Raw genomic sequence first — 23,131 nt, forward strand, 5'->3', positions numbered from 1 at the left:
CTATCAGGCCTCCTGTTGCGCCGGCAGAACTTTGGAGTTCGGCGCAATCTTGAACTCTTGTTCTTCCACCTGTGCAGGCTTCCAGGTACGGATTGCCCAGATGAACAGGCCGATCAGGAAGAATGCGCTCGGCGGCAGCAGCAGCATACCGTTCGGTACGTACCAGCCACCGTTATTCACGGTAGACAGGAGCTCGATACCAAACAGCTTGCCAGCACCGAAGAGTTCACGCACAACGGCGAGACCGATCAGGATGACACTGTAACCAAGACCGTTACCGATACCATCGAAGAAACTGTCCTTGGGACCGTGCTTCATGGCAAAGGCTTCAGCGCGGCCCATCACGATACAGTTGGTAATAATCAGACCAACGAATACGGAGAGCTGCTTGGAGATGTCAAAGGCATAAGCCTTGAGGATCTGGTCCACCACGATTACCAGCGAAGCAATCACGGTCATCTGCACGATGATCCGGATGCTGTTGGGAATCTGCTTGCGGATCAAGGAAACCGACAAGTTTGAAAACGCGGTTACTGTGGTCAACGCGACGCACATCACCAGCGTTACCGCCAGAGAGCTGGTTACCGCCAGCGCGGAACAGATACCAAGAATCTGCAACGCGATGGGGTTATTGTTAAAAATCGGCTCCAGCAGAGTGTCTTTTAATTTCATGCTCATGCTTATGCCTCCCCTGCTTTCAGGTTTTTCAGGAAGGGACCGAAGCCCTCACTTCCCAGCCAGAAGTTGATCAGGTTGTTGACACCGCGGCTGGTCAAGGTAGCACCAGACAGGCCATCAACCTGATGCGCGGCATTCGCACTGCTCGGGTCGACACTGCCTTTGATTACGCTGATGTCCACAGAACCATCGGCGTTAAAGACCTGCTTGCCTTCCCACAGGGATTTCCAGCGAGGGTTGTCTACTTCACCGCCCAGTCCGGGAGTTTCCTTGTGCTCGTAAAAGCCAAGGCCGGCAACGGTTTTGAGATCATTTTCCAGCGCCAGGAAGCCGTACATTTGGCCCCAGAGTCCAGCACCACGAACAGGCAAGATAACGCGCTGCAGCTCACCATTTTTCTCCACCAGGTATACCTCTTTGGTATTTTCCCGACGAATAATGTTGGCCGTGTCCTGGTCCGCAGACAGTCTTTCACTGGCATCGGAGACTTTGGCCGCTGCGCGACCGCTGCCACCTGCCGGTGCTTCGTCGGTGAACTTACCAGTACGCAGATCTACGTACTTGGTAGTCACGGATTCAAACGTGTCTTCAATGACCTTGGCATTTTTCTGATCGGCATCGATCAGACCACCGGCCATCAGTACATTGCGCTTACGGTCCAGTGCGGCGTTCGCTTCTTGCCGGGGCTTGAGCATGACTGCCGCAGTGGAAACCACAACGGAACAGACGATACACAGCACCAGAGCAACGATCAGAGTACCTTTTACTGAATCTTTATTAGCCACGTGCCAACCTCCGTTTGATATGGGACTGCACCACGAAGTGGTCAAACAGCGGCGCGAACAGGTTGGCGAACAGGATCGCCAGCATCATGCCTTCCGGGAAGGCCGGGTTCACAACGCGGATCAAAACGCACATTACGCCAATGAGAATGCCGTACCACCAGCGACCTGCGTCGGTCATGGCAGCGGATACCGGGTCGGTGGTCATGAAAATCAGACCAAAGGCGAAGCCGCCCACAACCAGGTGCCAGTACCAGGGCACACCGAACATGGAGTTGGTTTCAGAGCCAATCATGTTGAACAGCGTGGCGGTGGCCATCATGCCCAGCAGAGTACCGGCAACGATGCGCCAGCTGGCGATCTTCATGCCAATCAGGATCACACCGGCAATCAGCATCGCCAGGGTGGAGGTTTCACCAATGGAACCGTGCATGTTGCCGAGGAAAGCATCCATCCAGGTCAATTGACCGCTAGGTACGCCGACAATACCGTTCTGGATACCTTCGCTGGCCATCACGGACAGCGCGGTAGCGCCGGTATAACCGTCAACGGCAGTCCACACCAGGTCACCAGACATGGCAGCCGGGTAGGCAAAGAACAGGAAGGCACGGCCGGTCAGTGCCGGGTTCAGGAAGTTTTTGCCGGTACCACCGAAGACTTCCTTACCGATCACCACACCAAAGCTGATACCCAGTGCCACCATCCACAGCGGCAGATCCGGCGGACAGGTCAGGGCAAACAGGATAGAAGTCACGAAGAAACCTTCGTTCACTTCGTGGCCGCGAATCGCCGCGAACAGGACTTCCCAGATACCGCCGACGATAAAGGTCACGGCGTAGATCGGCAGGAAGTACATGGCGCCGTAGACAAGGTTGTCCCACAGGCTGTTGGCATCGTAACCGGTGAGTGCACCGATGATGGCGTGGCGCCAGCCGGTCAGCTCAGGGTTGCTCATACCATCAATGATGGTGTTCGCCTGAAAACCGACGTTCCACATGCCGTAGAACATAGGGATCATGGCGCAAGCCCACACGGTGATCATGATGCGCTTCAGGTCGATACCGTCGCGCACATGTGCGGTGGTCTTGGTGCGGTCCGCAGGCTGGAAGAGACCAGTGTCGATCGCTTCGTACAGTGCGTACCATTTTTCGTATTTACCGCCTTTGTGGAAGTGCGGTTCTATGTTGTCGAGTAATTTACGCAACATCCTTAACCCTCCTTCTCAATACGGGTCAGGTTGTCCCGCAAAATGGGGCCGAAGTCGTACTTGCCCGGGCACACGAAGGTGCACAGTGCCAGATCTTCTTCGTCCAGCTCCAGTGCGCCCAGCTGTTGAGCTACCTGGGTATCGCCAACAATCAGTGCGCGCAGCAGCTGGGTTGGCAGGACATTCAGGGGCACCACACGCTCGTAGGTACCGATCGGCATCAGTGCGCGCTCGGAGCCATTGGTGCTGGTGGTGAAGTTGAACAGCTTGCTTTTCAGGAAGCGGGATACATAGATCGGCAGAATCGAGAAGCGATTCGCACCCGGCGTGAAGTAATGCAGCATCGGGCGCTCACGGCCCTCCTGCAGAACAGTCACCTGGTTGTGGTAACGACCGAGGTACGCCAGCGGACCTGCAGCGGTGCGACCACCGAATACAGAGCCGGAAACCAGACGGTTGTCATCACCCGCAGTCTCGCCAGCAGTCAGCGCTGTCAGGTCGGCACCCAGGCGGGTACGCAGCAGACGCGGCTTGGTCACTTGCGGGCCACCCAGGGCAACCACACGGTCGGTGAACAGCTTGCCGGTCTCGAACAGTTTGCCTACGGCAATCACGTCCTGGTAACCGATTGTCCAGACCTGACGACCGGGCTTGACCGGGTGCAGGAAGTGGATATGGGTACCGGAAAGACCAGCGGGGTGCGGGCCGGCGAAGGCTTCGCGCTGTACGCTGGCAGCGCTGGGTACCGGGATATCGGCGTCAGGCGCGGTACATACGAAGGTCTTCTCTGCCAGTTTGGAGAGAACCTCAACACCCTGGGCAAAGGCATCGCGCTGCTCGGCAATGATCACAGCAGGATCAGCGGCCAGCGGATTGGTGTCCATTGCGTTAATGAAGAGTGCAGAAGGCTGCGCGGTCAGGGCCGGCACCTTGCTGTACGGGCGGGTGCGCAGTGCGGTCCAGAGGCCGGACTCCACCAGGTTTACACGCACCTGCTCCGAAGTGAGGCTGGACAGTTGGTCAGCGCTATAGCTGGCGAACTGCTCTGCTTCATCACCGTCCACTTCAATGACCACCGACTGCAGCACCCGACGGGCGCCACGATTGATGGCAACCACGCGACCTGCGGCCGGCGCGGTGTAGCGAACACCTTCGGTTTTCTTATCGGTGAACAGCAATTGTCCGAGTTTGACGCTATCCCCTTCCGCAACTGCCATGGTGGGCTTCATCCCGTTGTAATCGGGACCAATCACCGCAACAGTCTTGGCTGCAGGGCCATCATGGATGACCTGCTCGGGCGCGCCGGATATGGGTAAATCCAATCCCCGACGGATCTTTCTCATACGCCTGTGCCTAAGTTCTAATGTTGATAGGTTTAAGAGGTTTAAAAATTTCTAGGTTAAAAAACACTAAAAAATGAAGAACCCGTCGCGGGGGCTTAGGCCGTGGTCAGCCTGGGAGTGGACACATAAAGAGTAGCCACTACCGGGAGGCACCACTGGAATGGAGAAGTTGCTCACCGCTCGGGCCGCAACCGATCTGCTATTGCCCTGGCAAGTCGCAGTCATTGCGCATAAATTTCCCGGCACACGGCAGCCCCGCAAAATCGCGCGCATTATAAGTAGGGGATAGAGGCTTTACCAGAGCGAATGGGGCCAAAAGGGCCAAACGGAGGGAAAATTTTGCTGAAAAAACAACAACTTTAGTTGGAGATGGTGCTTCCGGCACAAACGCGCCAGTCCTTCGAAATCGACGCCAGCCTGGCGCCTTAGACCACTGCCCGACCAATTTTCGGTACGGAGGTCCCAAACGGCAAGGAGGGCGGATTGACCGCCCTCCCCCATCATTACTCAGTCCTGAAGAACTCAGTCCTTCTTCGGGAACAGCTCGTAACGTACACCGGCCATGTCTTCCAGGCAGCGAACCACCTGACAGCTGTAGCCGAATTCGTTGTCGTACCAGCAGTAGAGGACGGCATTGTCGCCATCGACGATGGTGGCGATGGAGTCAAACACGCAGGCACGGCGGGAGCCGACGAAGTCGCTGGATACCACTTCCGGAGAATTGGTAAAGTCAATTTGCTGACGCAGCGGCGAGTGCAGTGCCACATCGCGCATATAGTCATTCAGCTCATCCTTGGTGGTCTCCTTGCCCAAACGCAGGTTCAGGATCGCCATGGATACGTTCGGCGTTGGTACGCGAATGGCATTACCGGTGAGCTTACCCTTCAGTTCCGGCAGCGCCTTGGATACCGCCTTGGCAGCACCGGTCTCGGTCAGCACCATGTTCAGGGCTGCGGAACGACCGCGACGCTCACCCTTGTGGTAGTTGTCGATCAGGTTCTGGTCGTTGGTGTAGGCATGGACAGTTTCCACGTGACCGTGCTGCACACCGTATTTGTCCATCATCGCCTTCAGAACCGGCACGATGGCGTTGGTGGTACAGGAGGCCGCAGACAGGATCTTGTCGTCCGCCGTGATATCGCCGTTGTTGATGCCGTAAACGATGTTCTTCAGGTCGCCTTTACCCGGAGCGGTCAGCAGCACCTTGGCAGCGCCCTTGCTCTCCAGGTGCTGGGCCAGGCCCTCTTCATCGCGCCATACGCCGGTACTGTCAACGATCAGGGCATTGTTGATGCCATACTGGGTGTAATCCACTTCCTGCGGGGAGTTGGCGTAGATGACTTTCACTTCATTGCCGTTGCAGATCAGTGTATTGGTCTCTTCGTCCACACGGATGGTGCCATTGAAGGCGCCGTGTACGGAGTCGCGGCGCAGCAGAGAGGCGCGCTTGACCAGGTCGTTCGCCGCACTGCCCTTGCGCAGTACGATAGCGCGCAGGCGCAGCACGTCGCCACTGCCCGCTTTTTCGATCAGCAGGCGCGCTACAAGACGGCCGATACGGCCGAAACCGTAGATCACGACATCCTGGGATTCCGGCAGCGGCTTGCCAGCGCCAGAGGCATCGGACAGCTCTTCGCGCACGAAGTCTTCAATGCTCAGGCCGCGCTGGTCGCGCATGTATTTGTTGGTCAGGGTTCCCAGGTCAATGTGGACCGGGCCCAGCTCCAGCTTACAGATGGCTTCGAGGACCGGAAAGGTCTCAAACTCAGACAGCTCGTTCTCTTCGACCTGACGTACAAAGCGGTGCGCCTTCATGATGCTGAGTACGGAGCGGTTGACCAGGTTCTGGCCGTACATATAAATGCCGACGTTACTTTCCCGGTTAAGCTTACCAATCATTGGAATCATGGATTCCGCCAGCGCTTCACGCGCCTTCCAATCCTTGAAAAAGTCAGCGGGCTTTGGTCGCTTCTGAGTCACAGTCAGACACCTCTGCAAAATGAAAAATAGGATCCTGCCGGCCCCGGAATCAATGGCTAATTCACTGCCTATTTCAATGATAGGGGAAGGCTGAAAAACAGCCTCCTGGCCGACGGCTGGCGCATTATGTGGATTCGATATGGGGTGCGCAACCGAGCAAAATATGGCCTAAAAACTGTAGTTAAACTACATTTTTTCAGCGTTAAATTTTGCCGCTGGTAACCGTCGTTCCCGGGTAATTTGTGCAGGCGGTCAAGGCCGTGAAAAGCACCAAACCTGCAGCCGCAGCAGTTCACCGCTACAATAGCGCCCTCCCCGGCCGTCAGCGGTCAGAAAGCACGGAATTATAAGGAAACATGAGTCAGTTCCCCCCTTTATCCCCCCCCGCTTTTCGGACAAAGAATGACCGGCAATTCTGGGGCCAACTGCACGGCGCCAGCGCCGCCCTGGCAATCCTGAGCGCCGCCAAAGCGAGCCCTGCCCCCACCCTGCTGATTGCACGCAACAGCCAGGAAGCGCACCAACTTGAGGTGCAGCTGAAATTTTTTAACAAGCCGCGTCGAGATGGGGGGCCGGAAGATCTCTACAACGACGACGAGGAAGCACTGGAAATCATCCAGTTTCCAGACTGGGAAATTCTGCCCTACGACACCTTCTCGCCACATCAGGACATCATCTCTGACCGCTTGGCCACCCTGTATCGGCTGCCGCAAATGGGGAGCGGTGTGGTTATCGCCCCGGTCAGCACACTGCTGCACCGCCTGGCCCCCAAAGACTATGTGGCTGGCAATGCCCTGATATTGAGTGAAGGGCAGAAGTTTGACCTCAACGCCCAGCGCCGCCTGCTGGAACAGGCGGGCTACCACTGCGTCGATACCGTGTATGAGCACGGCGAATTTGCCGTGCGCGGCGCACTGATGGATATCTACCCTATGGGCAGCACCCTGCCCTACCGCATCGACCTGTTCGATGATGAGATCGAGTCCCTGCGCACCTTCGACCCGGAAGATCAGCGCACCATTGACCGCGTTGAAGAGATCCACCTGCTGCCCGCACGGGAATTCCCCATGCACAAGCCAGCTCTGGCCAAGTTCCTTGAGCGCTGGCACGAGCATTTTGATTGCGACCCGGGCCCAGTCTCCATCTATCAGGACATCAGCGCCGGAATCGCGCCGGCGGGCATCGAATATTATTTGCCACTGTTTTTCGACCAGTGCGCGAGCCTGTTCGATTACTTGCCAGCCAACAGCAACCTCTTCATTCAGGGCGACATCAAACAGCCGGTTGAATCTTTCTGGCGCGAAGCGGAAAACCGCTACCAGAGCCGCCGCGGTGATCTCACCCGCCCGATACTTGAGCCCCGAAAGGTACTGCTGGATATCGATGAGTTTTACGCGGCCCTGAAATCCCAGGCACGCGCCTTCTTTTCTACGGAGACGCTTCCGGAAGCGGAAGGCAATTACAACTTTGCCTGCAAGGCACCGCCGAGCCTGCCGGTAAATGGCCATTCCGACCAGCCGCTGCAGAAGCTCGAAGCCTATTTGATGGAATACCAAGGGCGGGTTCTGTTCTGCGCAGAAAGTGGCGGTCGCCGGGAAGCCTTGCTTGAACTGCTGAGCGGTATCCGCCTGAAGCCAAAAACCTTCGACAACTGGCAAAGCTTCCTTGCCAGCGATGAGCGCTACGGTATTACGGTGGCCCCTATCGATCAGGGACTGCTGCTCGACGAGCCACAACTCAACCTGATCGCCGAACCACAACTGTTCGGCGACCGGGTGCTGCAACAACGGCGACGCCGCAAAGCCAAGGAAGATGCCGACAACGCAGTTAAAAACCTGGCGGAACTGCGCATCGGCGCACCGGTGGTACACATCGACCACGGGGTGGGCCGCTACAAAGGTTTGCAAAGCCTGGAGATCGATGGCCAGCAAGCGGAATTCCTTACCCTGGAATACGGCGACGGCGCCAAACTGTATGTGCCGGTTGCCAGCCTGCACCTGATCAGCCGCTACTCTGGCGCCGATGAAGAACTGGCGCCGCTGCACAAACTCGGCAGTGAACAGTGGCAAAAGGCCAAACGCAAAGCGGCGGAAAAAGTCCGTGATGCCGCTGCCGAATTGCTGGACATTTACGCGCGCCGGGAAGCCCGCGTGGGCCACGCCTTTGCCGACCCGGGCATGGCCTACCGTGAATTCGCCAGCGGATTCCCCTTTGAAGAAACCCCAGATCAGCAGCTGGCGATTGAAGCGGTTGTTGGCGATATGCTGTCGAAAAAGCCCATGGACCGCCTGGTGTGCGGCGATGTGGGCTTCGGCAAAACCGAAGTCGCGATGCGTGCAGCGTTCGTCGCTGCCCATGCAGGCAAGCAGGTGGCCATGCTGGTGCCCACCACCCTGCTCGCCCAGCAGCACTACCAGTCACTGCAGGATCGCTTTGCCGATTGGCCGCTCACGGTTGAAGTCATCTCCCGTTTCCGCAGCAGCAAGGAAGTCGATGCCATCAAGGAGCGTATCGCGGACGGTAAAGTGGATATTCTCGTGGGCACCCACAAGCTGCTGCAGAGCGACCTCACGTTCAAAAACCTCGGCCTGCTGATCATCGATGAGGAGCACCGTTTCGGGGTTCGCCAGAAAGAAAAGCTGAAGAGCCTACGCTCGGAGGTCGACATCCTGAACCTCACAGCCACGCCCATTCCGCGCACCCTGAACATGGCTATGGCCGGTATTCGCGATCTCTCCGTGATCGCCACGCCACCGGCGCGCCGTCTGTCGGTAAAAACCTTTGTGCGCGAACGCGATGAACCCCTGATCAAAGAGGCAATACTGCGGGAGATACTGCGCGGTGGTCAGGTGTACTTCCTGCACAATGAAGTCAAAAGCATCGAACGTGTCGCGCGCGAGCTACAGGAACTGGTGCCGGAAGCACGCATCGGCATCGGCCACGGCCAGATGCGCGAGCGCGAGCTGGAACAGGTAATGAGCGACTTCTACCACAAGCGCTTCAATGTGCTGGTGTGCACCACCATTATCGAAACCGGTATCGACATCCCCACCGCCAATACTATTTTGATTGAACGCGCCGACAAATTCGGTCTCGCCCAGCTGCACCAGCTGCGTGGACGCGTTGGCCGCTCCCACCACCAGGCTTATGCCTACCTGCTGACGCCGAACAAGCGGGCAATGACCAATGATGCGGTCAAACGCCTGGAGGCCATCAGTGAGGCGCAGGACCTGGGTGCCGGCTTCACCCTCGCAACCCACGACCTGGAAATTCGCGGCGCCGGCGAACTGCTGGGCGAAGAGCAGAGCGGGCAAATTCAGAGCGTCGGCTTCAATCTGTATATGGAAATGCTCGACCACGCCGTCAAAGCCATCCGCGAGGGACGCACGCCCAATATCGACGAGCCTCTGGAATCGCCAGCAGTGGATGTCAATCTGCGAGTGCCCGCCCTGATCCCGGACGACTATCTGCCGGATGTGCACAGCCGCCTGATCATGTACAAGCGCATCGCCAATGCCGAAGACAAGGACGCACTCAAGGAGCTGCAGGTAGAAATGATCGACCGCTTTGGCCTGCTGCCGGAGCCGCTGAAACACCTGTTCCGAATCACCGAAATCAAGCTCAACGCCAACCAGATGGGCATCCGCAAGCTGGAGGCTTCCGCCAGCCGTGGTCGCATCGAGTTTGCCGACAATGCCAAGGTTGACCCGCTGACACTGGTCAAACTGGTACAGACCCGCCCCACCAGCTTCCAGCTGCAGGGCGCCAACCAGTTGAACTTCAGCCTGGATGAAGGCGGCCCGGAACAGCGCCTGCAGCAGGTGACCGAAGTTCTGCAACAGCTGTCTCAATAGGGGCAGCTGGTTGCGGAACTGGGGCGCCAATCGGTGATAAGATGGACGAATTCCAAACTGGTGAATTAGCCGCCACCCTCCCACACCTCGAACGGGTGCGGCGAACAACAACGACAACAGTGGTATCGAAATGATGACCAATTCAGCAATCAAGGTCACACAAAAAATCCAACAGCGGGGACTCAAGCAACTGGCGGGGCTCCTGTTACTGACCCTGGCTACCGCTGGCGCAGAAGCCGCCAGCTATGCCGGCACTCAATTCGAGATTGAGATGGTGGTATTTGCACGGGACAACGGCATGAACCAGTCCCGCGAAAACTGGCCGAGCGCGCCCCATCTCGCTTACGACGATCGCTGGGTGGATTTCGATACCCCTTCACGCTCCAACCCGATGGCGCCACAGTTGTTGCCAGCGCCCAACCAGTTAGACAACAAAGTCGCGGCACTGAAGCGCAGTGCAGGCTACCGGGTGCTCTTCCACAAAACCTGGAGACAGGTGCTGCAGCAAGAGCGCAACGCCCCCGCCGTACTGATCAGTGGCGGCGCACCCAGTGATAACCACCATGAACTGGAAGGCAGTGTGACCCTCAGTGTGTCCCGCTACCTGCACCTCAGCACCGACCTGTGGCTGAGCGAATGGCTGCCACAATCTGCTGAAATGCCAACGGCGGATAATTCCGGGTTCGGTTACCAGCAGGCCGCCACAGCGGCAGCGACACAAGGCATTCGGGTTCCAACTCGTCCGAGAGCCGCCATCAGCGTGAATTCGTCCCTGGCCGGCGAAGAACCCCTGAGCCTGGGAAGCACTCAACCGGCACCCCAGTCAGTTTCGGAAAGGACTGGCTATGGCACTGCGAGCGCCACTGACGGTTACGCCAACGGCACAGACGCAGCGGTATTCCGCAGCGGCAATCGTTTTTCAGACAATCCTATGGACGGCTCCATGGACGCTGCTGAAAGTGCCCCCAGTGAAAAGCTGGCCGCACGGGTAGCAGTACTGCAGGAAGAGCGACGCCTGCGCAGCGGCGAACTGCATTATATCGATCACCCCAAGTTGGGCGTTTTGATCGAAGTGCGGACGGTTGCGCAGCAGCAGGAACCCTCCAGCGATGACCTGCCGCAGGACGAAGAACCACTGGATCTCAATTAACGCAAAACCCGAATAGAACCCCGAATAAAAACCCTACGAACACGGCCCATCACGGGCCGTTTTCCGTTAGGGGTAAAACTCGGTTAACCTTGTGGCAAATCATAAAAATCAGGCCAACTCGCTATATGATCACTAACGACGCCATTATTCTCGGCATGCTCGCGGCCATACTCGGCTTTGTTTTCTACACTGCCAGCAGCGAACAGCGCTTTTGGAAGCGTTTTTACCGTTTTGTCCCTGCCCTGCTCCTTTGCTATTTCCTGCCGTCGTTGCTCACCACCTTCCATATCATCGACGCCCACAACTCAAACCTCTACTTCGTCGCCTCCCGCTACCTGCTGCCCGCCAGCCTAGTGCTGCTGACACTGAGCATCGACCTCAAGGGCATCGTCAACCTCGGCCCCAAAGCCCTGATCCTGTTTTTGACCGGCACGCTTGGCATTGTGATTGGCGGCCCGCTGGCGTTACTGATCATGTCAGCCATTAACCCCGACATGCTGAACGGCAACGGACCGGATGCGATCTGGCGCGGCATGACAACCGTGGCTGGCAGCTGGATTGGCGGCGGTGCCAATCAGGCGGCGATGAAGGAGATTTTCGACGTGGGCGGCCAGGTGTTTTCCGCCATGGTGGCGGTAGATGTGATCATCGCCAATCTGTGGATGGCGGTTCTGCTGATCATGGCCGGCAATGCGAAGGAAATGGATGCCCGCCGTGGCGCGGACACCAGTGCCATTGATACATTGCGGGAGCGGGTCGAGCACATGCAGCGCAAACATGCGCGCATTCCGAGCCTGCAGGACCTAATGCTGATTGCCGCCGTCGGCTTCGGCATTACCGGCATCGCCCACGCCTGTGCCGACTTCCTGGCACCCTGGTTCCAGGCCAACGCCCCGCAACTGGCCCGCTTCAGCTTCACCAGCCAATTCTTCTGGCTGATCATCATTGCCACTACCCTCGGTATCGCCATGGCATTTTCCCCGGCGAAAAAGCTGGAGGGAGCCGGAGCCTCCAAAGTGGGCTCCATCTTTATCTACTTTCTTGTCGCCACCATCGGCACCCACATGGACATTACCGCACTCAAAGAAAGCCCGGAACTGTTTGTGCTGGGATTGATCTGGATGGCGATCCACGCCGGGCTGATGCTGCTGGTTGCGAAACTGATCAAGGCACCCACATTCTTTATGGCGGTAGGCAGTCAGGCCAACGTCGGCGGTGCGGCTTCCGCACCGGTGGTCGCCGCGGCCTTCCACCCTTCCCTTGCACCGGTTGGGGTTTTACTGGCGGTTATGGGCTACGCCCTCGGCACCTACGCCGCCTGGTTCTGCGGACAACTGTTGCGCGTGGTGGGTGCCGGCTGATTCGTGCCGGGGGCAGTCTCTCACTGTGACGCCCCCGGAATGACCAGCAACAAAAAAGCCCGCACCTTTCGGACTCTTACCGGAAGGTGCGGGCTTTTTCATGACCCTTGTAAAAAGGTCAGCAATTTAAAGCGCTGGTTAACGCACAACCGCCCAAACCATTTTGACCATTTTGCCGGGCAAAATTTATTGAAGTTTGAGCGCGTGTCTCACTAACAGGCTTACAGGTCTTACGACGATCAGCTTATTCGCAGGGAACGACGTCTTCCGCCAACAGGCCTTTATCACCCTGCTGCATTTCGAACTCTACGGACTGTCCCTCGTTGAGGGTTTTGTAACCATCACCGCGAATGCTGCGGTAGTGAACAAAAATATCTTCAGCACCCTCTGAGCAGGTGATAAATCCATAACCCCGGGCATTGTTAAACCACTTCACGGTACCCGTAACGCGATCACTCATTAAGCCAACCTCATTTATTGTTATTGCGTCTGCCTCGGTTGCGGGCAGAACGCCTACCCCATTTGCAGCGGCCGGAGTGTCGTATCTGCGTAACTTGCGGTCAAACGATCACTGCAGCCGTTACCTCGAAGTACTTCCCCATTGCAACCGGAGAAAGTCGTTACTGATTCTTAGATAAATCTGCGCCAGTGTCTAGGTTTCCACGTGAAATTAATGTTACTTCTCGGTAACAATGCGCAACAATTCACCAAATTTGGCCGAAAATCACCGAAAGCTTTGACATATCATGCTCTCGCGCAGCAAGTCACTTAGCTGTCACTCCAGCACCAAGTGTCATTCGGCTATCGTTGGCCAACGCAAGTTCCGGCAAGTCCGCAATATGCAGAGTGGATGTCGGGAAGGCACAAGAGGCGCCGCGATCCTCAACGATCTGCAGAATCTTCAACAGTACATCCTGCTTGATCTCGTGGTAGCGGATCCAGTCCGTCGTTTTGGTGAAGGTGTAGATAAAGAAATCCAGAGAGGACGGCGCGAAAGAATTGAAGTTCACGATCAACGTCTGGTTAGTATCAATCTCCGGGTGCTGCTGAAGCATCGCCCGAACATCATCCACGATTGGCGCCATCAACAGGGCGTCGTCGTAGCGAATGCCAATGGTTTCGTAGATGCGGCGGTTCAGCATGCGCGAGGGGTTTTCTACCGAGATCTGGGTAAACACGCCATTGGGAATATAGAGCGGGCGTTTGTCGAAGGTACGGATTCGCGTCAACCGCCAACCGATATCCTCTACGGTCCCCTCAATTTCCCGGTCTGGCGAACGCACCCAATCTCCCACCTTGAAAGGGCGATCGAGATAAATCATCAAGCCACCAAAAAAATTCGCCAGCAAGTCCTTGGCGGCAAAACCGATCGCCAATCCCCCGATGCCCCCCATGGCCAGCACGCCACTCACGCTGTAACCGAGACGCTGCATAATGACCATCGCGGCGGTAATCATGATGGAGGCGCGAATCAGCTTGCCAATGGCACGTACGGTGGTTGTATCAATGGGTTTGCGTACAAATCGTGGATCGGCAAGGTTCAGCTCAACCTCTTTGGCAAAGCGCAGCGCAAACCAGGTTATCACTACCACAAAGCCGATAGCCCTGGGCTTTCCAGCCAGCCAGGTCAACACCTCTGCATCCGTGGACGCTCCCGCGCGTGCAGCGGCGAGCGATAATCCAAGCAACCAGATCAGAATCGACGCTGGTGGGTTGATGGAATTGACCAGTGCATCATCCCAGGGATTGACGGTGCGCGCGGCGCGTTCGCGCAAACGATTCACGAACAGGCTCAATACCCAGGACGCCATCGCGGTAATCAGTACAACGATAAACACTTCGGCAATCCAGAAACGGTCATCCCCGACGAGAGAGCGCAAAAACGCTTTGGCTGACTCCACAAATTACTCCATTCACTGCTTTCTAATGATCGGTGGCGTTATTGTGCGCATTTACATCCAGGATGCCAGCCATTCCCGGGTTGAATGCCAGCGGGGAGACTGTTCCAGCGCTTCCCAACTGCGTATCTGCGGTTGGCCGCGCATCCGCTCCAGGCGCGCACTGGAGGCCGGGGCAGGCGTATAGCCCTCAAGCGCCGCCAGTACTTCGATCGCTCCCTCGCGATTGTTACAGACAACCCCCATATCGCAGCCCGCATACATGGCAGCGCGAATACGCTCGGCATAGCCCCCTGCCGCACCCGCGCCCTCCATGGTCAGGTCATCACTGAAAATCACACCGTCAAATCCAAAGCGCTTGCGCAATACCTCCTGCAACCAGAAGCGCGAGAAGCCCACGGGATTCTCATCCACATTGGCAAAATGGATATGTGCCGGCATTACGGCATCCAGCTCACCGGCGAGCATGCACTCTTCGAATGGTTTGCAATCGGAAGCCAATACAGATTCCAGCGGGCGCTGGTCTACGGGCAATTCTTCATGGCTGTCTTCGAGCACCTGGCCGTGGCCGGGAAAATGCTTCCCGGTCGTTGCCATGCCCGCCTCGTGCATCCCCGCCATAAACGGCCGCGCCTTTTCTGCCAACAACAGTGGATCTTTGGCGAAACTGCGATCGCCGACGATTCGACAAAAATCGTCATCCGCATCCAGCACCGGGGCAAAACTGAAATCCACACCCACAGCCAGCAGCTCGGCGGCCAGCAACCAGCCAACATCTTTCAGCTGGGTGGTATCCGCGTGGGCTGCCAGCGCCTGCATCGAAGGTATTCGGGTGAAATTGTCGCGAAAGCGCTGCACTCGCCCGCCCTCCTGGTCGACCGCGAGTAGAATTTCCGGGCGAACACGGCGAATATCGGCGATCAGCGCTTCCAGCTGCGGCCGATCGCGGTAATTACGTGCAAAAAATATCAGGCCACCCACCTGCGGATGCCGCAATAAATCCCGATCCTCTGGGGTAAGTTCGGTACCTTCGACATCAATCATTACCGGACCGATCTGAACAGACATGGTCTTCCTGCTCCTTTGATTAATTTGCACGCGCCAGGATTAATTTGTACGCGCCAGGAATAATTTCTACGCGTCAGGCGGTGCGCGGCTATTCCTTCGGCTCGGGCGCAGTCAACATGGCAGAAGCGGCGGGCGCCAGCCGGGCAAGGGTTTCTTCCAGACTGCTCTCTGCACCGAAATCCTCCCGAAGGATAGCTTCAATGGCGTCGAAGCTCGACAGAGAAAATATGGTGGCGCCCAGCATGAAATAAAGGCGCCAGTAGAAGGTCACCGGGTCGACCTGGGGTAAGGCATTGGCAAGCTGGCCCGCAAACCGCCGGTAGCTGGATCCATAGCGCGAAACGATAAACCGCCGCAGGTGGCCCTGGGACTGGGTATAAGCCAGCCCCAGTAAACGCATGAAGCGCTTGGGATCGCGCCCCTCTCTTGCGAGACCGGCCAGTGCGACCCGATACAGGCTCTGCAGGAGGTCATCCACCTGTAAGCACTCGTCCTGAAGCTCTCGACGGCTCAACTCCCGATCCAGATGCTCCGTAAAAGGCGTAAGGAAACGCTCAAATACGGCCTGGATTAACTCTTTTTTCGAACCAAAATGGTAGTTTACCGCGGCCAGATTCACCCCGGCGGTGCTGGTGATAGTGCGCAGCGAGGTTTCAGTAAAGCCGCGCTCGGCAAATAGTACCTCGGCGGCATCCAGGATTCGCTTGACGGTTTCCAGCTGACTCATACCAATTCAAACCAACAATTAAAACGTTTGTTTAAGGGCCTGAGACTAGCATAGTCGGCACCAATTGGAACATCCGTCTCCCCTGCCCCAAAAGCGGTTTAGCCAGCCGCGCGCTTGTATCCACCGAAATTTGCCCTGGCGATCACAAAACATCCAGGGAATCCCGAAATCGCGACCTCCCGGATACCAAGCCGCCGGCACCGACACTAGATTGAATTTAAAGACTGAGGAAATTGCTCGAAACGGAACTTCGAAAGAGGCGCGGGATTTGCTGTAACAGCCGCTATTGATTCCTGAACCGGCCGCCGTGGTGGTGACGATGGCGATGGCGATGGGGACGGGATTTCATAGTAGCGCGGCAACAAAGGGCCCCTAACGATTGATAACGACAGGAGGGCCGCGCCATGGCCAGAATTGCTCCGGAAATTGGCAGCTGGTTCGAAAACTTCCAATCTGGTGAATTGTTTGAAGTGGTGGCAGTAGATCACCCCTCTCGCACCATTGAAGTTCAATACATCGACGGCGCACTGGATGAGATTGACTTTCTCAGCTGGCCGCGACTACCCGTGATTGGTGCAGCACCTCCGGAAGATGCCAACGCCGGATATGGAAGCCTCGCGCGCGAAATGCAGGATGATGAGGATGCCGGATTCAAAAGTCCCTTATTTTCGCCCGCACAAAGTGCCATCGACAAACTGGAAGGCGAGTCTTTTCCCGGGACCGATGAAAGTATTTAACTGAGGGGTAGAGATCCCATCAAATATCGCGCTCGCGAATATATTCCACGATGATCTCTGCCGCCTCCTCGACCGTGTCAACCAATTTGAACAGGTTCAAATCACCGGCATCGATGCATTCCCGGTCCAACACCGTTTCCATCAACCAGTCGATTAATCCCGCCCAGTAGCGCTTCCCTACCAGAACAATAGGAAAACGCCGGACTTTTTGCGTTTGTACCAGCGTCAGCGCCTCGAAAAGTTCATCTAGGGTTCCGTACCCACCGGGCATGGCGATAAAGCCAACGGCATGCTTCACGAACATGAACTTCCGCACAAAGAAATAGCGAAAGTGCAGGCTGATATCGAGATAGGGATTCGGCGTCTGCTCAAATGGCAATTCAATATTCAGGCCGATTGAGGCACCAGCCTGGGTAAATGCGCCGCGATTGCAGGCCTCCATAATCCCGGGGCCGCCGCCGGTAATAACCGGCACTCCTTCACTGGCAAGTAACTCGCCCAGGCGCACACCTTCCTGATATTCCACCGCATCTTCACGGAATCTTGCACTGCCGAAAACCGTCACCGCGCCCTTCAATGTAATCAGGCGCTCGATACCATCGACGAGTTCCGATTGAATTCGCAGCACGCGCCACGCTTCTGGCATTTTTGCGTCCAGCATATGCCTTCTCCTTATTGCCCGACTCCCCTTTTGGGGAACTGGATGCCCATACAACCTGAAAGCCGACAGGTACCCCAAGTCTAGCAGCTAGCCCACACAGTCCCCCGGAAGATTGCGTGCAAGAGAAATCTGTATATAATCCCAGCAACTGTATAAAAATACAGACAACAGGAAAGTGCGCATGACAAACCTTACCGCTCGCCAGGCTCAGGTACTGGAACTGATCAAAACGTATCTGGACGATACCGGATACCCACCCACCAGAGCTGAGATTGCCCAGGAGCTCGGTTTCCGCTCTCCGAATGCGGCAGAGGAACACCTCAAAGCACTGGCGCGTAAAGGCGCAATTGAAATGGTCGCCGGCGCCTCACGCGGTATCCGGATTCCAGACCACCAGAGCGGCTTGCCCATTGTTGGCCGGGTCGCGGCAGGTAATCCGGTACTGGCGGAAGAAAATATTGAAGAATATTGCGAGATCCCGGCGGAGTTTTTCCACCCACCGGCAGACTATCTGCTGCGGGTACACGGCATGAGCATGAAGAATGCCGGTATTTTTGATGGCGACCTGCTGGCCGTACAACGCACGGACAACATCCGCAATGGCCAGATAGTAGTGGCACGGATTGAGGATGAAGTGACCGTGAAGCGATTCAAGCGACGCGGCAACCAGGCAACCATCCAGCTGCTGCCGGAGAATGATGACTTTGATGTTATTCAGGTGGATATGCGTGACAAGAATTTCGCCATTGAAGGCCTGGCGGTTGGTGTGATTCGCCAGAATCCCTTTTAAGGCGCGCATTCACCATCTTCCAGACATAAAAAAACAGGGCCTCAAGCCCTGTTTTTTTATGCGTCTTTCACGGCGTTTGATACACGATTCGCCCCGTATCTTTCCGTTACAACCCGTTACAGCGGCCGAAATCACCGACACTGCGGGGTAGGTTTAAGCAAGTTCAGTGTACCGTGTGCTCGGTCACATCCACGTCTTCCTCGAAGGATTCCGGCTCTGCTTCCAGCTCATTCACATCCTGCACCGCCTCAATTCCCGCCTCCAGCATGGCGCGGGCAATGGCAATCTTGTGCTCACGCAAAAACTCGAGGCTCTCCGCTGAGAAATGAATACGCACCAGCGGGTCTCCCTTGTGACCAGCGCGTCGCAGCGCCACATCACCATTGGACAACTCGATGATTTCGTAGGTCTCAGAAGACATTCACTTCTCCAGTTACAGCATGATTTTCCGCCATTGTAACACAGGGGGAAGTGATTAATCTGCGGCGCCCACTGAAGGCGCTACCACTCTTCGCCTTGTACCCGCTGCCGCTGCACCAGCTCGGTAAGCCCCCGCAGCCAGCGATTGAGACACTCGGGGTCCACCGCAACCGGCATATCTTCCAGTTGCCGCACCGGAATCAGTGTCTGTACGCCCGCCCCTCCGTCAGGCCCCTGCCCGGCGCTAGTCGGAAGCTTCCAGAGCCCAATCCAAGCAACTGCCATCGGGTAGAACCAGCTATCCGGGTTTTCCGCCAGGCTCACCAGCTCGCCGACGTCCGCACTGAATTTGCCCCGGGCCGTCAGCAGGCTCTGTAGCGCCGCTGCGGATTCTGGCACCACACCAGTGCCCAGACCCAACTGGTGGGACTGCTCGCCGAGAAATGCACGATATGCCCGCCACAGTTGCAATAACGCCCCTTCCTGCAAAGCGGCTTGCAGGAGGGGGTTTTCGGTACTGCCCCGCTCATCCAGCGACTGGAGCAGAATCTGGCATTTGCGGAGGGCCGAGGCCACTGTGCCGGTATAGGGGTTGCTCAAGTACAGACCTACCCTTTAGGAACTTTCTTTAGGGGCTTTCTTGGCAGCCGCTTTTTTGGCAGGCGCCTTTTTAGCCGCAGCTTTCTTGGCCGGTGCCTTTTTCGCAGCCGCCTTTTTCGCGGGAGCTTTCTTTGCAGCAGCCTTCTTCGCTGGGGCTTCTACTTCCCATTTCCCGTTGTTGTAGAAGGCCTTCCAGCCCGTCGCTTTGCCCTCTTCCTCACTCTGAACATACTGTTCCTGGGTCTTGCGACTGAAACGGACCACCGTATCCCGCCCCTCGTTGTCTTCCGTGGGAGCAGAAAACAGGAAGCTGTACTTGGGATCTATCTCATCTTTGTGGGGCAGCAACTCCTTCACCAGAGGCGCACGTGTCTCCCGGTTTTTCGGGAACTGGCTTGCCGCCAGGAACAGGCCGGAAGCGCCATCCCGTAGGATGTAGGTGTCGTCGACTTTTTCGCAGGCGAGCTCTGGCATGGGCACCGGGTCCATTTTGGGGGGCGCCGGTTGTCCGCTTTTCAACAGTTTGCGGGTGTTTTTGCAGCTTTCATTGGTACAGCCAAAGTATTTGCCGAATCGGCCAGACTTCAGCTGCATATCACTGCCACATTTGTCGCACTCGATCAGCGGGCCATCATAGCCCTTGATCTTGAAGGTGCCCTTCTCCACCTCAAAACCATTGCAGTCCGGGTTGTTACCACAGATATGCAGTTTGCGGTGTTCATCCACCAGATAGCTGTCCATGGCGGTGCCGCACTTGCCGCAACGGCGCTTGTCGCGCAGCTGGCGAGTTTCTGCATCCTCGTCCTTGTCCGCATCCACCGCTTCTTCACCTGACACCAGGTTCATGGTGTTGGTACAGCGCTCTTTCGGCGGCAGCGCATAACCGGAACAGCCCAGGAAGACGCCGGTGGAGCCGGTGCGAATCTGCATATGGCGACCGCACTGGCTGCACTCGATATCCGTATCCGTCGGCGAGTTGCGGCGCATGCCGCCCTCTTTGTCCTGCGCCACTTCCAGTCGCTGGCTAAAGTCGGAATAGAACTCGTTAAGCAGGTCTTTCCAGCCTTTTTTGCCCTCTGCCACCGTATCCAGGGACTCTTCCAGGCTGGCAGTAAAACCGTAATCCATCAGGTTTTTGAAGCTTTCACTCAGGCGGTCGGTAACGATATCGCCCATTTTTTCCGCGTAGAAACGACGGTTTTCCAGCCGTACGTAGCCGCGATCCTGAATGGTGGAAATAATCGATGCGTAAGTGGACGGCCGGCCGATGCCGCGCTTTTCCAGCTCTTTAACCAACGCCGCTTCACTGAAACGCGCAGGCGGCTTGGTGAAGTGCTGCTTCGGATCCAGCTTTTTGAGGTTAAGCTTTTCACCCACTTTTATATCGGGCAGTACCAGATCTTCGTCTTTTTTGGACTGCGCCGGCGCCACTTTCAGGAAGCCGTCAAAGCGAATTACCCGGCCGCGGGTACGCAGCTCAAAGTCACCCGCCGTTACTACGACCGAGGTGGAAGTAAACTGGGCGGGCGTCATCTGACAGGCCACAAACTGCTGCCAGATCAAGGTGTACAGACGTTCAGCATCGCGCTCCATGCCGGACAGCATGTTCGGCTTTACCCGCACGTCGGATGGGCGAATCGCCTCGTGCGCTTCTTGGGCACCCTCTTTGCTGCTATAGCGATTGGGGTTTTCCGGCAAGTATTTATCGCCGTAGTTCTCACCAATAAATTCGCGCACGGAAGACACGGCTTCGGCACTCAAGTTGGTGGAGTCGGTACGCATATAGGTGATGTAGCCCGCTTCGTACAAGCGCTGGGCCATCATCATGGTTTTCTTCACGCTAAAGCCCAGGCGGTTACTGGCAGCCTGCTGTAGCGTTGAGGTAATAAATGGTGCACCGGGCTTGGAGCTGGTGGGCTTGTCATCCCGGGCGCTCACAGTGAAGTCGCTGGTCTGCAGCGCCTTCAGCGCGGCCATGGCCTGCTCTTCGTTAGTGGGCTTGAAGGCATCACCGGCCTGTTTTTTCACTTCCAGGCGCAGGGCGTCGGACTTGGCGGTTTGCGTGTCGGCAAACAGGGTCCAGTATTCTTCGGGAATAAACGCACGGATCTCACGCTCGCGCTCAACTACAAGACGCACCGCGACCGACTGCACGCGGCCAGCGGAAAGGCCGCGCGCGACCTTCTCCCACAACAGCGGGGAAACCATGTAACCCACGATACGATCGAGAAAACGCCGCGCCTGCTGCGCATTGACCCGATCAATATCCAGTGGGCCCGGGTCTTTAAAGGCTTCCTGAATCGCAGATTTGGTAATTTCGTTAAATACGACGCGACGATAGCGACTGTCATCACCACCAATTGATTCGCGCAAGTGCCAGGCAATGGCCTCCCCTTCGCGGTCCAAGTCCGTCGCGAGATAGATATGATCGGCATTGGCGGCGAGCTTGCGCAGCTCATCGACCACCTTTTCCTTGCCCGGCAGGATCTCGTAGTGGGCTTCCCAGTTGTGGTCCGGGTCGATACCCATGCGCTTGATCAGCTGCTCGCGGCTTTTCTTGCGCTTGTAGATCTCTTTGTCTTCCGGAGACAGCTTGCGGGTTTCCGCCGCTCTGCGAGCACGCTCTTTGGCATCCACCGGCTGTTTGCTGGAGGCGCCAGTAGGAAGATCCCGGATATGACCGATACTGGACTTCACGACAAAGTCCTTTCCGAGATACTTGTTGATCGTTTTCGCCTTCGCCGGCGACTCGACGATGACCAGTGATTTACCCATAAGCTTTTGATTTTTAATAAAAAATTTACTGCATTAGCACTTTCGGCAGCAGCCGGCTTTGGCAGTGCGCTGCGCGAATATATATGCTTCGCCCCCGGTGTGGTCAAGCAAGCGTCACAATTTGGTGACCAATTAGCCTGGGAAGTGAACCCCTGTGACCGGTAATTTGACCGTTGGTTCACCACATGCTGTGCACCAAAAGCAGCTACAAGAACTGCCTGCAGCCATCCCTTGACGCACCCCTCACTTCAACCTGCTCGCCCCCTCTAATAAAGAAGCACGAGCATCCGCTTGATCGCTAGAAACAGTAGACTACTTCTAGCTGGTAACCAGCGGACATTTCAGTCCCCCGACTTTCAGGAGGACTCGGAATCGCCACGCTGGGGCTGGCGAATCGCCTCTTCGATCACAGGCCGCAAGGACGCCAATGCCTCCTGGATTGCCTTGAATCCCGAATCGCCGCTGCGCTCCCGCCACTGCACGCCCAAGCCGCTGTCATTGGCGAATATCGCCGTTGCATCGGAAGGCAGCAGAGACACAAGCTCCTTCAGTGGCGACATTGCCGCCTCAGGAGGCTGCCGCCCCTTGCGCCAGTCCCAAAGCCCATCGAAATGCATTTCATGGGACATGCGCTGCAATTCCAGCCCCCACCCCGTCTGCAGGCGTCTCGGGTTGCGCCACTGGGAGAAATACACCGCGGCATTGCCTTGACCCTGCGATGCGGGCAAGGGTTGCATTTGCACCTTGAGGCCGGCACTTGCTGCACCCTGGCGCAGCTCTGCCAGTTTACGATCGCGGCTACTGGGTTTGAGCCACATAACCGGCCCGATCACCAGCGCAACGGCAAGTATGATAACGACGATAGGCACCCAACTGGCCATAACCTTTCCCTGTCGAATTGGTTGAATCTACGACTTTGCCGTTGCGTGGTTTCGGTAATTTGTTTCTGCGGTAAAAGCCCGGACCACGCAAAAAGGCACTGTTTTGCCCGATTGACGGCGACCGCCCATCGATGACAGGCGCGCATTTTTCCCTACTAGCCCGCGGTTGTGTCAAGTCCGTTTTTTTAAAGTAGACTCAAAGAGGCTTCGAGGCACAGC

19 protein-coding genes are annotated in these 23,131 nt (G+C 56.7%); 5 read left to right on the forward strand and 14 right to left on the reverse strand.

Annotated elements, in window-relative coordinates; genetic code table 11:
• Positions 1 to 3: 3 nt before the first annotated feature.
• The 5 genes from M0G74_RS08505 to M0G74_RS08525 form a co-directional block, all read right to left on the reverse strand.
• A complete protein-coding gene (locus M0G74_RS08505) occupies positions 4 to 672 on the reverse strand; it encodes an NADH:ubiquinone reductase (Na(+)-transporting) subunit D (RefSeq protein WP_160154965.1) in 669 nt (222 codons plus the stop codon).
• Positions 673 to 680: 8 nt separating this feature from the next.
• The gene (locus M0G74_RS08510) at positions 681 to 1,463 is read right to left on the reverse strand and encodes a Na(+)-translocating NADH-quinone reductase subunit C (RefSeq protein WP_248216204.1); all 783 of its coding nucleotides are present in this window, start codon (positions 1,461 to 1,463) and stop codon (positions 681 to 683) included.
• Entirely contained in the window at positions 1,456 to 2,667 is a 1,212-nt protein-coding gene (locus tag M0G74_RS08515; RefSeq protein WP_248216205.1) for an NADH:ubiquinone reductase (Na(+)-transporting) subunit B, read from the reverse strand. Before M0G74_RS08515 ends, M0G74_RS08510 begins: the two co-directional genes overlap by 8 nt.
• A 2-nt stretch (positions 2,668 to 2,669) precedes the next feature.
• On the reverse strand, positions 2,670 to 4,010 hold the full coding sequence (locus tag M0G74_RS08520; RefSeq protein WP_248216206.1) for a Na(+)-translocating NADH-quinone reductase subunit A: 1,341 nt from the start codon (positions 4,008 to 4,010) through the stop codon (positions 2,670 to 2,672).
• A gap of 522 nt (positions 4,011 to 4,532) precedes the next feature.
• Positions 4,533 to 5,996 (reverse strand): glyceraldehyde-3-phosphate dehydrogenase, encoded by a 1,464-nt coding sequence (locus M0G74_RS08525; RefSeq protein ID WP_160154966.1) that lies wholly within the window; start codon positions 5,994 to 5,996, stop codon positions 4,533 to 4,535.
• 350 nt (positions 5,997 to 6,346) lie between these two features.
• Between M0G74_RS08525 and mfd the strand changes: the two genes are divergently transcribed.
• The 3 genes from mfd to M0G74_RS08540 all read left to right on the forward strand — a co-directional run bounded on the left by mfd (position 6,347) and on the right by M0G74_RS08540 (position 12,355).
• Complete coding sequence (gene mfd / locus M0G74_RS08530) at positions 6,347 to 9,844, forward strand: transcription-repair coupling factor (RefSeq protein WP_248216207.1); 3,498 nt, start codon at positions 6,347 to 6,349, stop codon at positions 9,842 to 9,844.
• 130 nt (positions 9,845 to 9,974) lie between these two features.
• Positions 9,975 to 10,994: a CsiV family protein gene (locus M0G74_RS08535; RefSeq protein ID WP_248216208.1), complete on the forward strand. Its 1,020-nt coding sequence runs from the start codon at positions 9,975 to 9,977 to the stop codon at positions 10,992 to 10,994.
• Positions 10,995 to 11,119: 125 nt separating this feature from the next.
• A complete protein-coding gene (locus tag M0G74_RS08540) occupies positions 11,120 to 12,355 on the forward strand; it encodes a DUF819 family protein (RefSeq protein WP_248216209.1) in 1,236 nt (411 codons plus the stop codon).
• Between the two features lie 244 nt (positions 12,356 to 12,599).
• Here M0G74_RS08540 and M0G74_RS08545 read toward each other — a convergent pair whose 3' ends face one another.
• The 4 genes from M0G74_RS08545 to M0G74_RS08560 form a co-directional block, all read right to left on the reverse strand.
• Positions 12,600 to 12,815, reverse strand: coding sequence for a cold shock domain-containing protein (locus M0G74_RS08545; RefSeq protein WP_160153794.1), 216 nt, complete (start codon positions 12,813 to 12,815; stop codon positions 12,600 to 12,602).
• A 304-nt stretch (positions 12,816 to 13,119) separates the two neighbouring features.
• Positions 13,120 to 14,256 carry a mechanosensitive ion channel family protein gene (locus M0G74_RS08550; RefSeq protein ID WP_248216210.1) on the reverse strand — a complete coding sequence of 379 codons (1,137 nt, stop codon included), beginning with the start codon at positions 14,254 to 14,256 and terminating at the stop codon, positions 13,120 to 13,122.
• 51 nt (positions 14,257 to 14,307) lie between these two features.
• On the reverse strand, positions 14,308 to 15,321 hold the full coding sequence (gene nagZ, locus M0G74_RS08555) for a beta-N-acetylhexosaminidase (RefSeq protein WP_248216211.1): 1,014 nt from the start codon (positions 15,319 to 15,321) through the stop codon (positions 14,308 to 14,310).
• Between the two features lie 88 nt (positions 15,322 to 15,409).
• Complete coding sequence (locus tag M0G74_RS08560) at positions 15,410 to 16,048, reverse strand: TetR/AcrR family transcriptional regulator (protein ID WP_160153796.1); 639 nt, start codon at positions 16,046 to 16,048, stop codon at positions 15,410 to 15,412.
• A gap of 404 nt (positions 16,049 to 16,452) precedes the next feature.
• Here M0G74_RS08560 and M0G74_RS08565 point away from each other — a divergent pair, with 404 nt between their 5' ends.
• Positions 16,453 to 16,785: a DUF6763 family protein gene (locus tag M0G74_RS08565; protein WP_160153797.1), complete on the forward strand. Its 333-nt coding sequence runs from the start codon at positions 16,453 to 16,455 to the stop codon at positions 16,783 to 16,785.
• Positions 16,786 to 16,804: 19 nt separating this feature from the next.
• Here M0G74_RS08565 and M0G74_RS08570 read toward each other — a convergent pair whose 3' ends face one another.
• Positions 16,805 to 17,446 (reverse strand): TIGR00730 family Rossman fold protein, encoded by a 642-nt coding sequence (locus tag M0G74_RS08570; protein ID WP_160153798.1) that lies wholly within the window; start codon positions 17,444 to 17,446, stop codon positions 16,805 to 16,807.
• Between the two features lie 181 nt (positions 17,447 to 17,627).
• On the opposite strand from M0G74_RS08570, the gene lexA reads away from it, so the two are divergent.
• On the forward strand, positions 17,628 to 18,236 hold the full coding sequence (lexA, locus tag M0G74_RS08575; protein WP_160153799.1) for a transcriptional repressor LexA: 609 nt from the start codon (positions 17,628 to 17,630) through the stop codon (positions 18,234 to 18,236).
• 163 nt (positions 18,237 to 18,399) lie between these two features.
• Here lexA and M0G74_RS08580 read toward each other — a convergent pair whose 3' ends face one another.
• From M0G74_RS08580 to M0G74_RS08595, 4 genes are all read right to left on the reverse strand, one after another.
• Positions 18,400 to 18,657 carry a hypothetical protein gene (locus M0G74_RS08580; RefSeq protein WP_160153800.1) on the reverse strand — a complete coding sequence of 86 codons (258 nt, stop codon included), beginning with the start codon at positions 18,655 to 18,657 and terminating at the stop codon, positions 18,400 to 18,402.
• An 80-nt stretch (positions 18,658 to 18,737) separates the two neighbouring features.
• Positions 18,738 to 19,256 carry a DUF6586 family protein gene (locus tag M0G74_RS08585; protein WP_248216212.1) on the reverse strand — a complete coding sequence of 173 codons (519 nt, stop codon included), beginning with the start codon at positions 19,254 to 19,256 and terminating at the stop codon, positions 18,738 to 18,740.
• Between the two features lie 15 nt (positions 19,257 to 19,271).
• A complete protein-coding gene (topA, locus tag M0G74_RS08590; protein WP_248216213.1) occupies positions 19,272 to 22,031 on the reverse strand; it encodes a type I DNA topoisomerase in 2,760 nt (919 codons plus the stop codon).
• 356 nt (positions 22,032 to 22,387) lie between these two features.
• Positions 22,388 to 22,912 carry a hypothetical protein gene (locus M0G74_RS08595; RefSeq protein WP_248216214.1) on the reverse strand — a complete coding sequence of 175 codons (525 nt, stop codon included), beginning with the start codon at positions 22,910 to 22,912 and terminating at the stop codon, positions 22,388 to 22,390.
• Positions 22,913 to 23,131 lie beyond the last annotated feature (219 nt).

Origin of the sequence: Microbulbifer sp. CAU 1566, assembly GCF_023156515.1 — a bacterium.
Lineage (GTDB): Bacteria > Pseudomonadota > Gammaproteobacteria > Pseudomonadales > Cellvibrionaceae > Microbulbifer.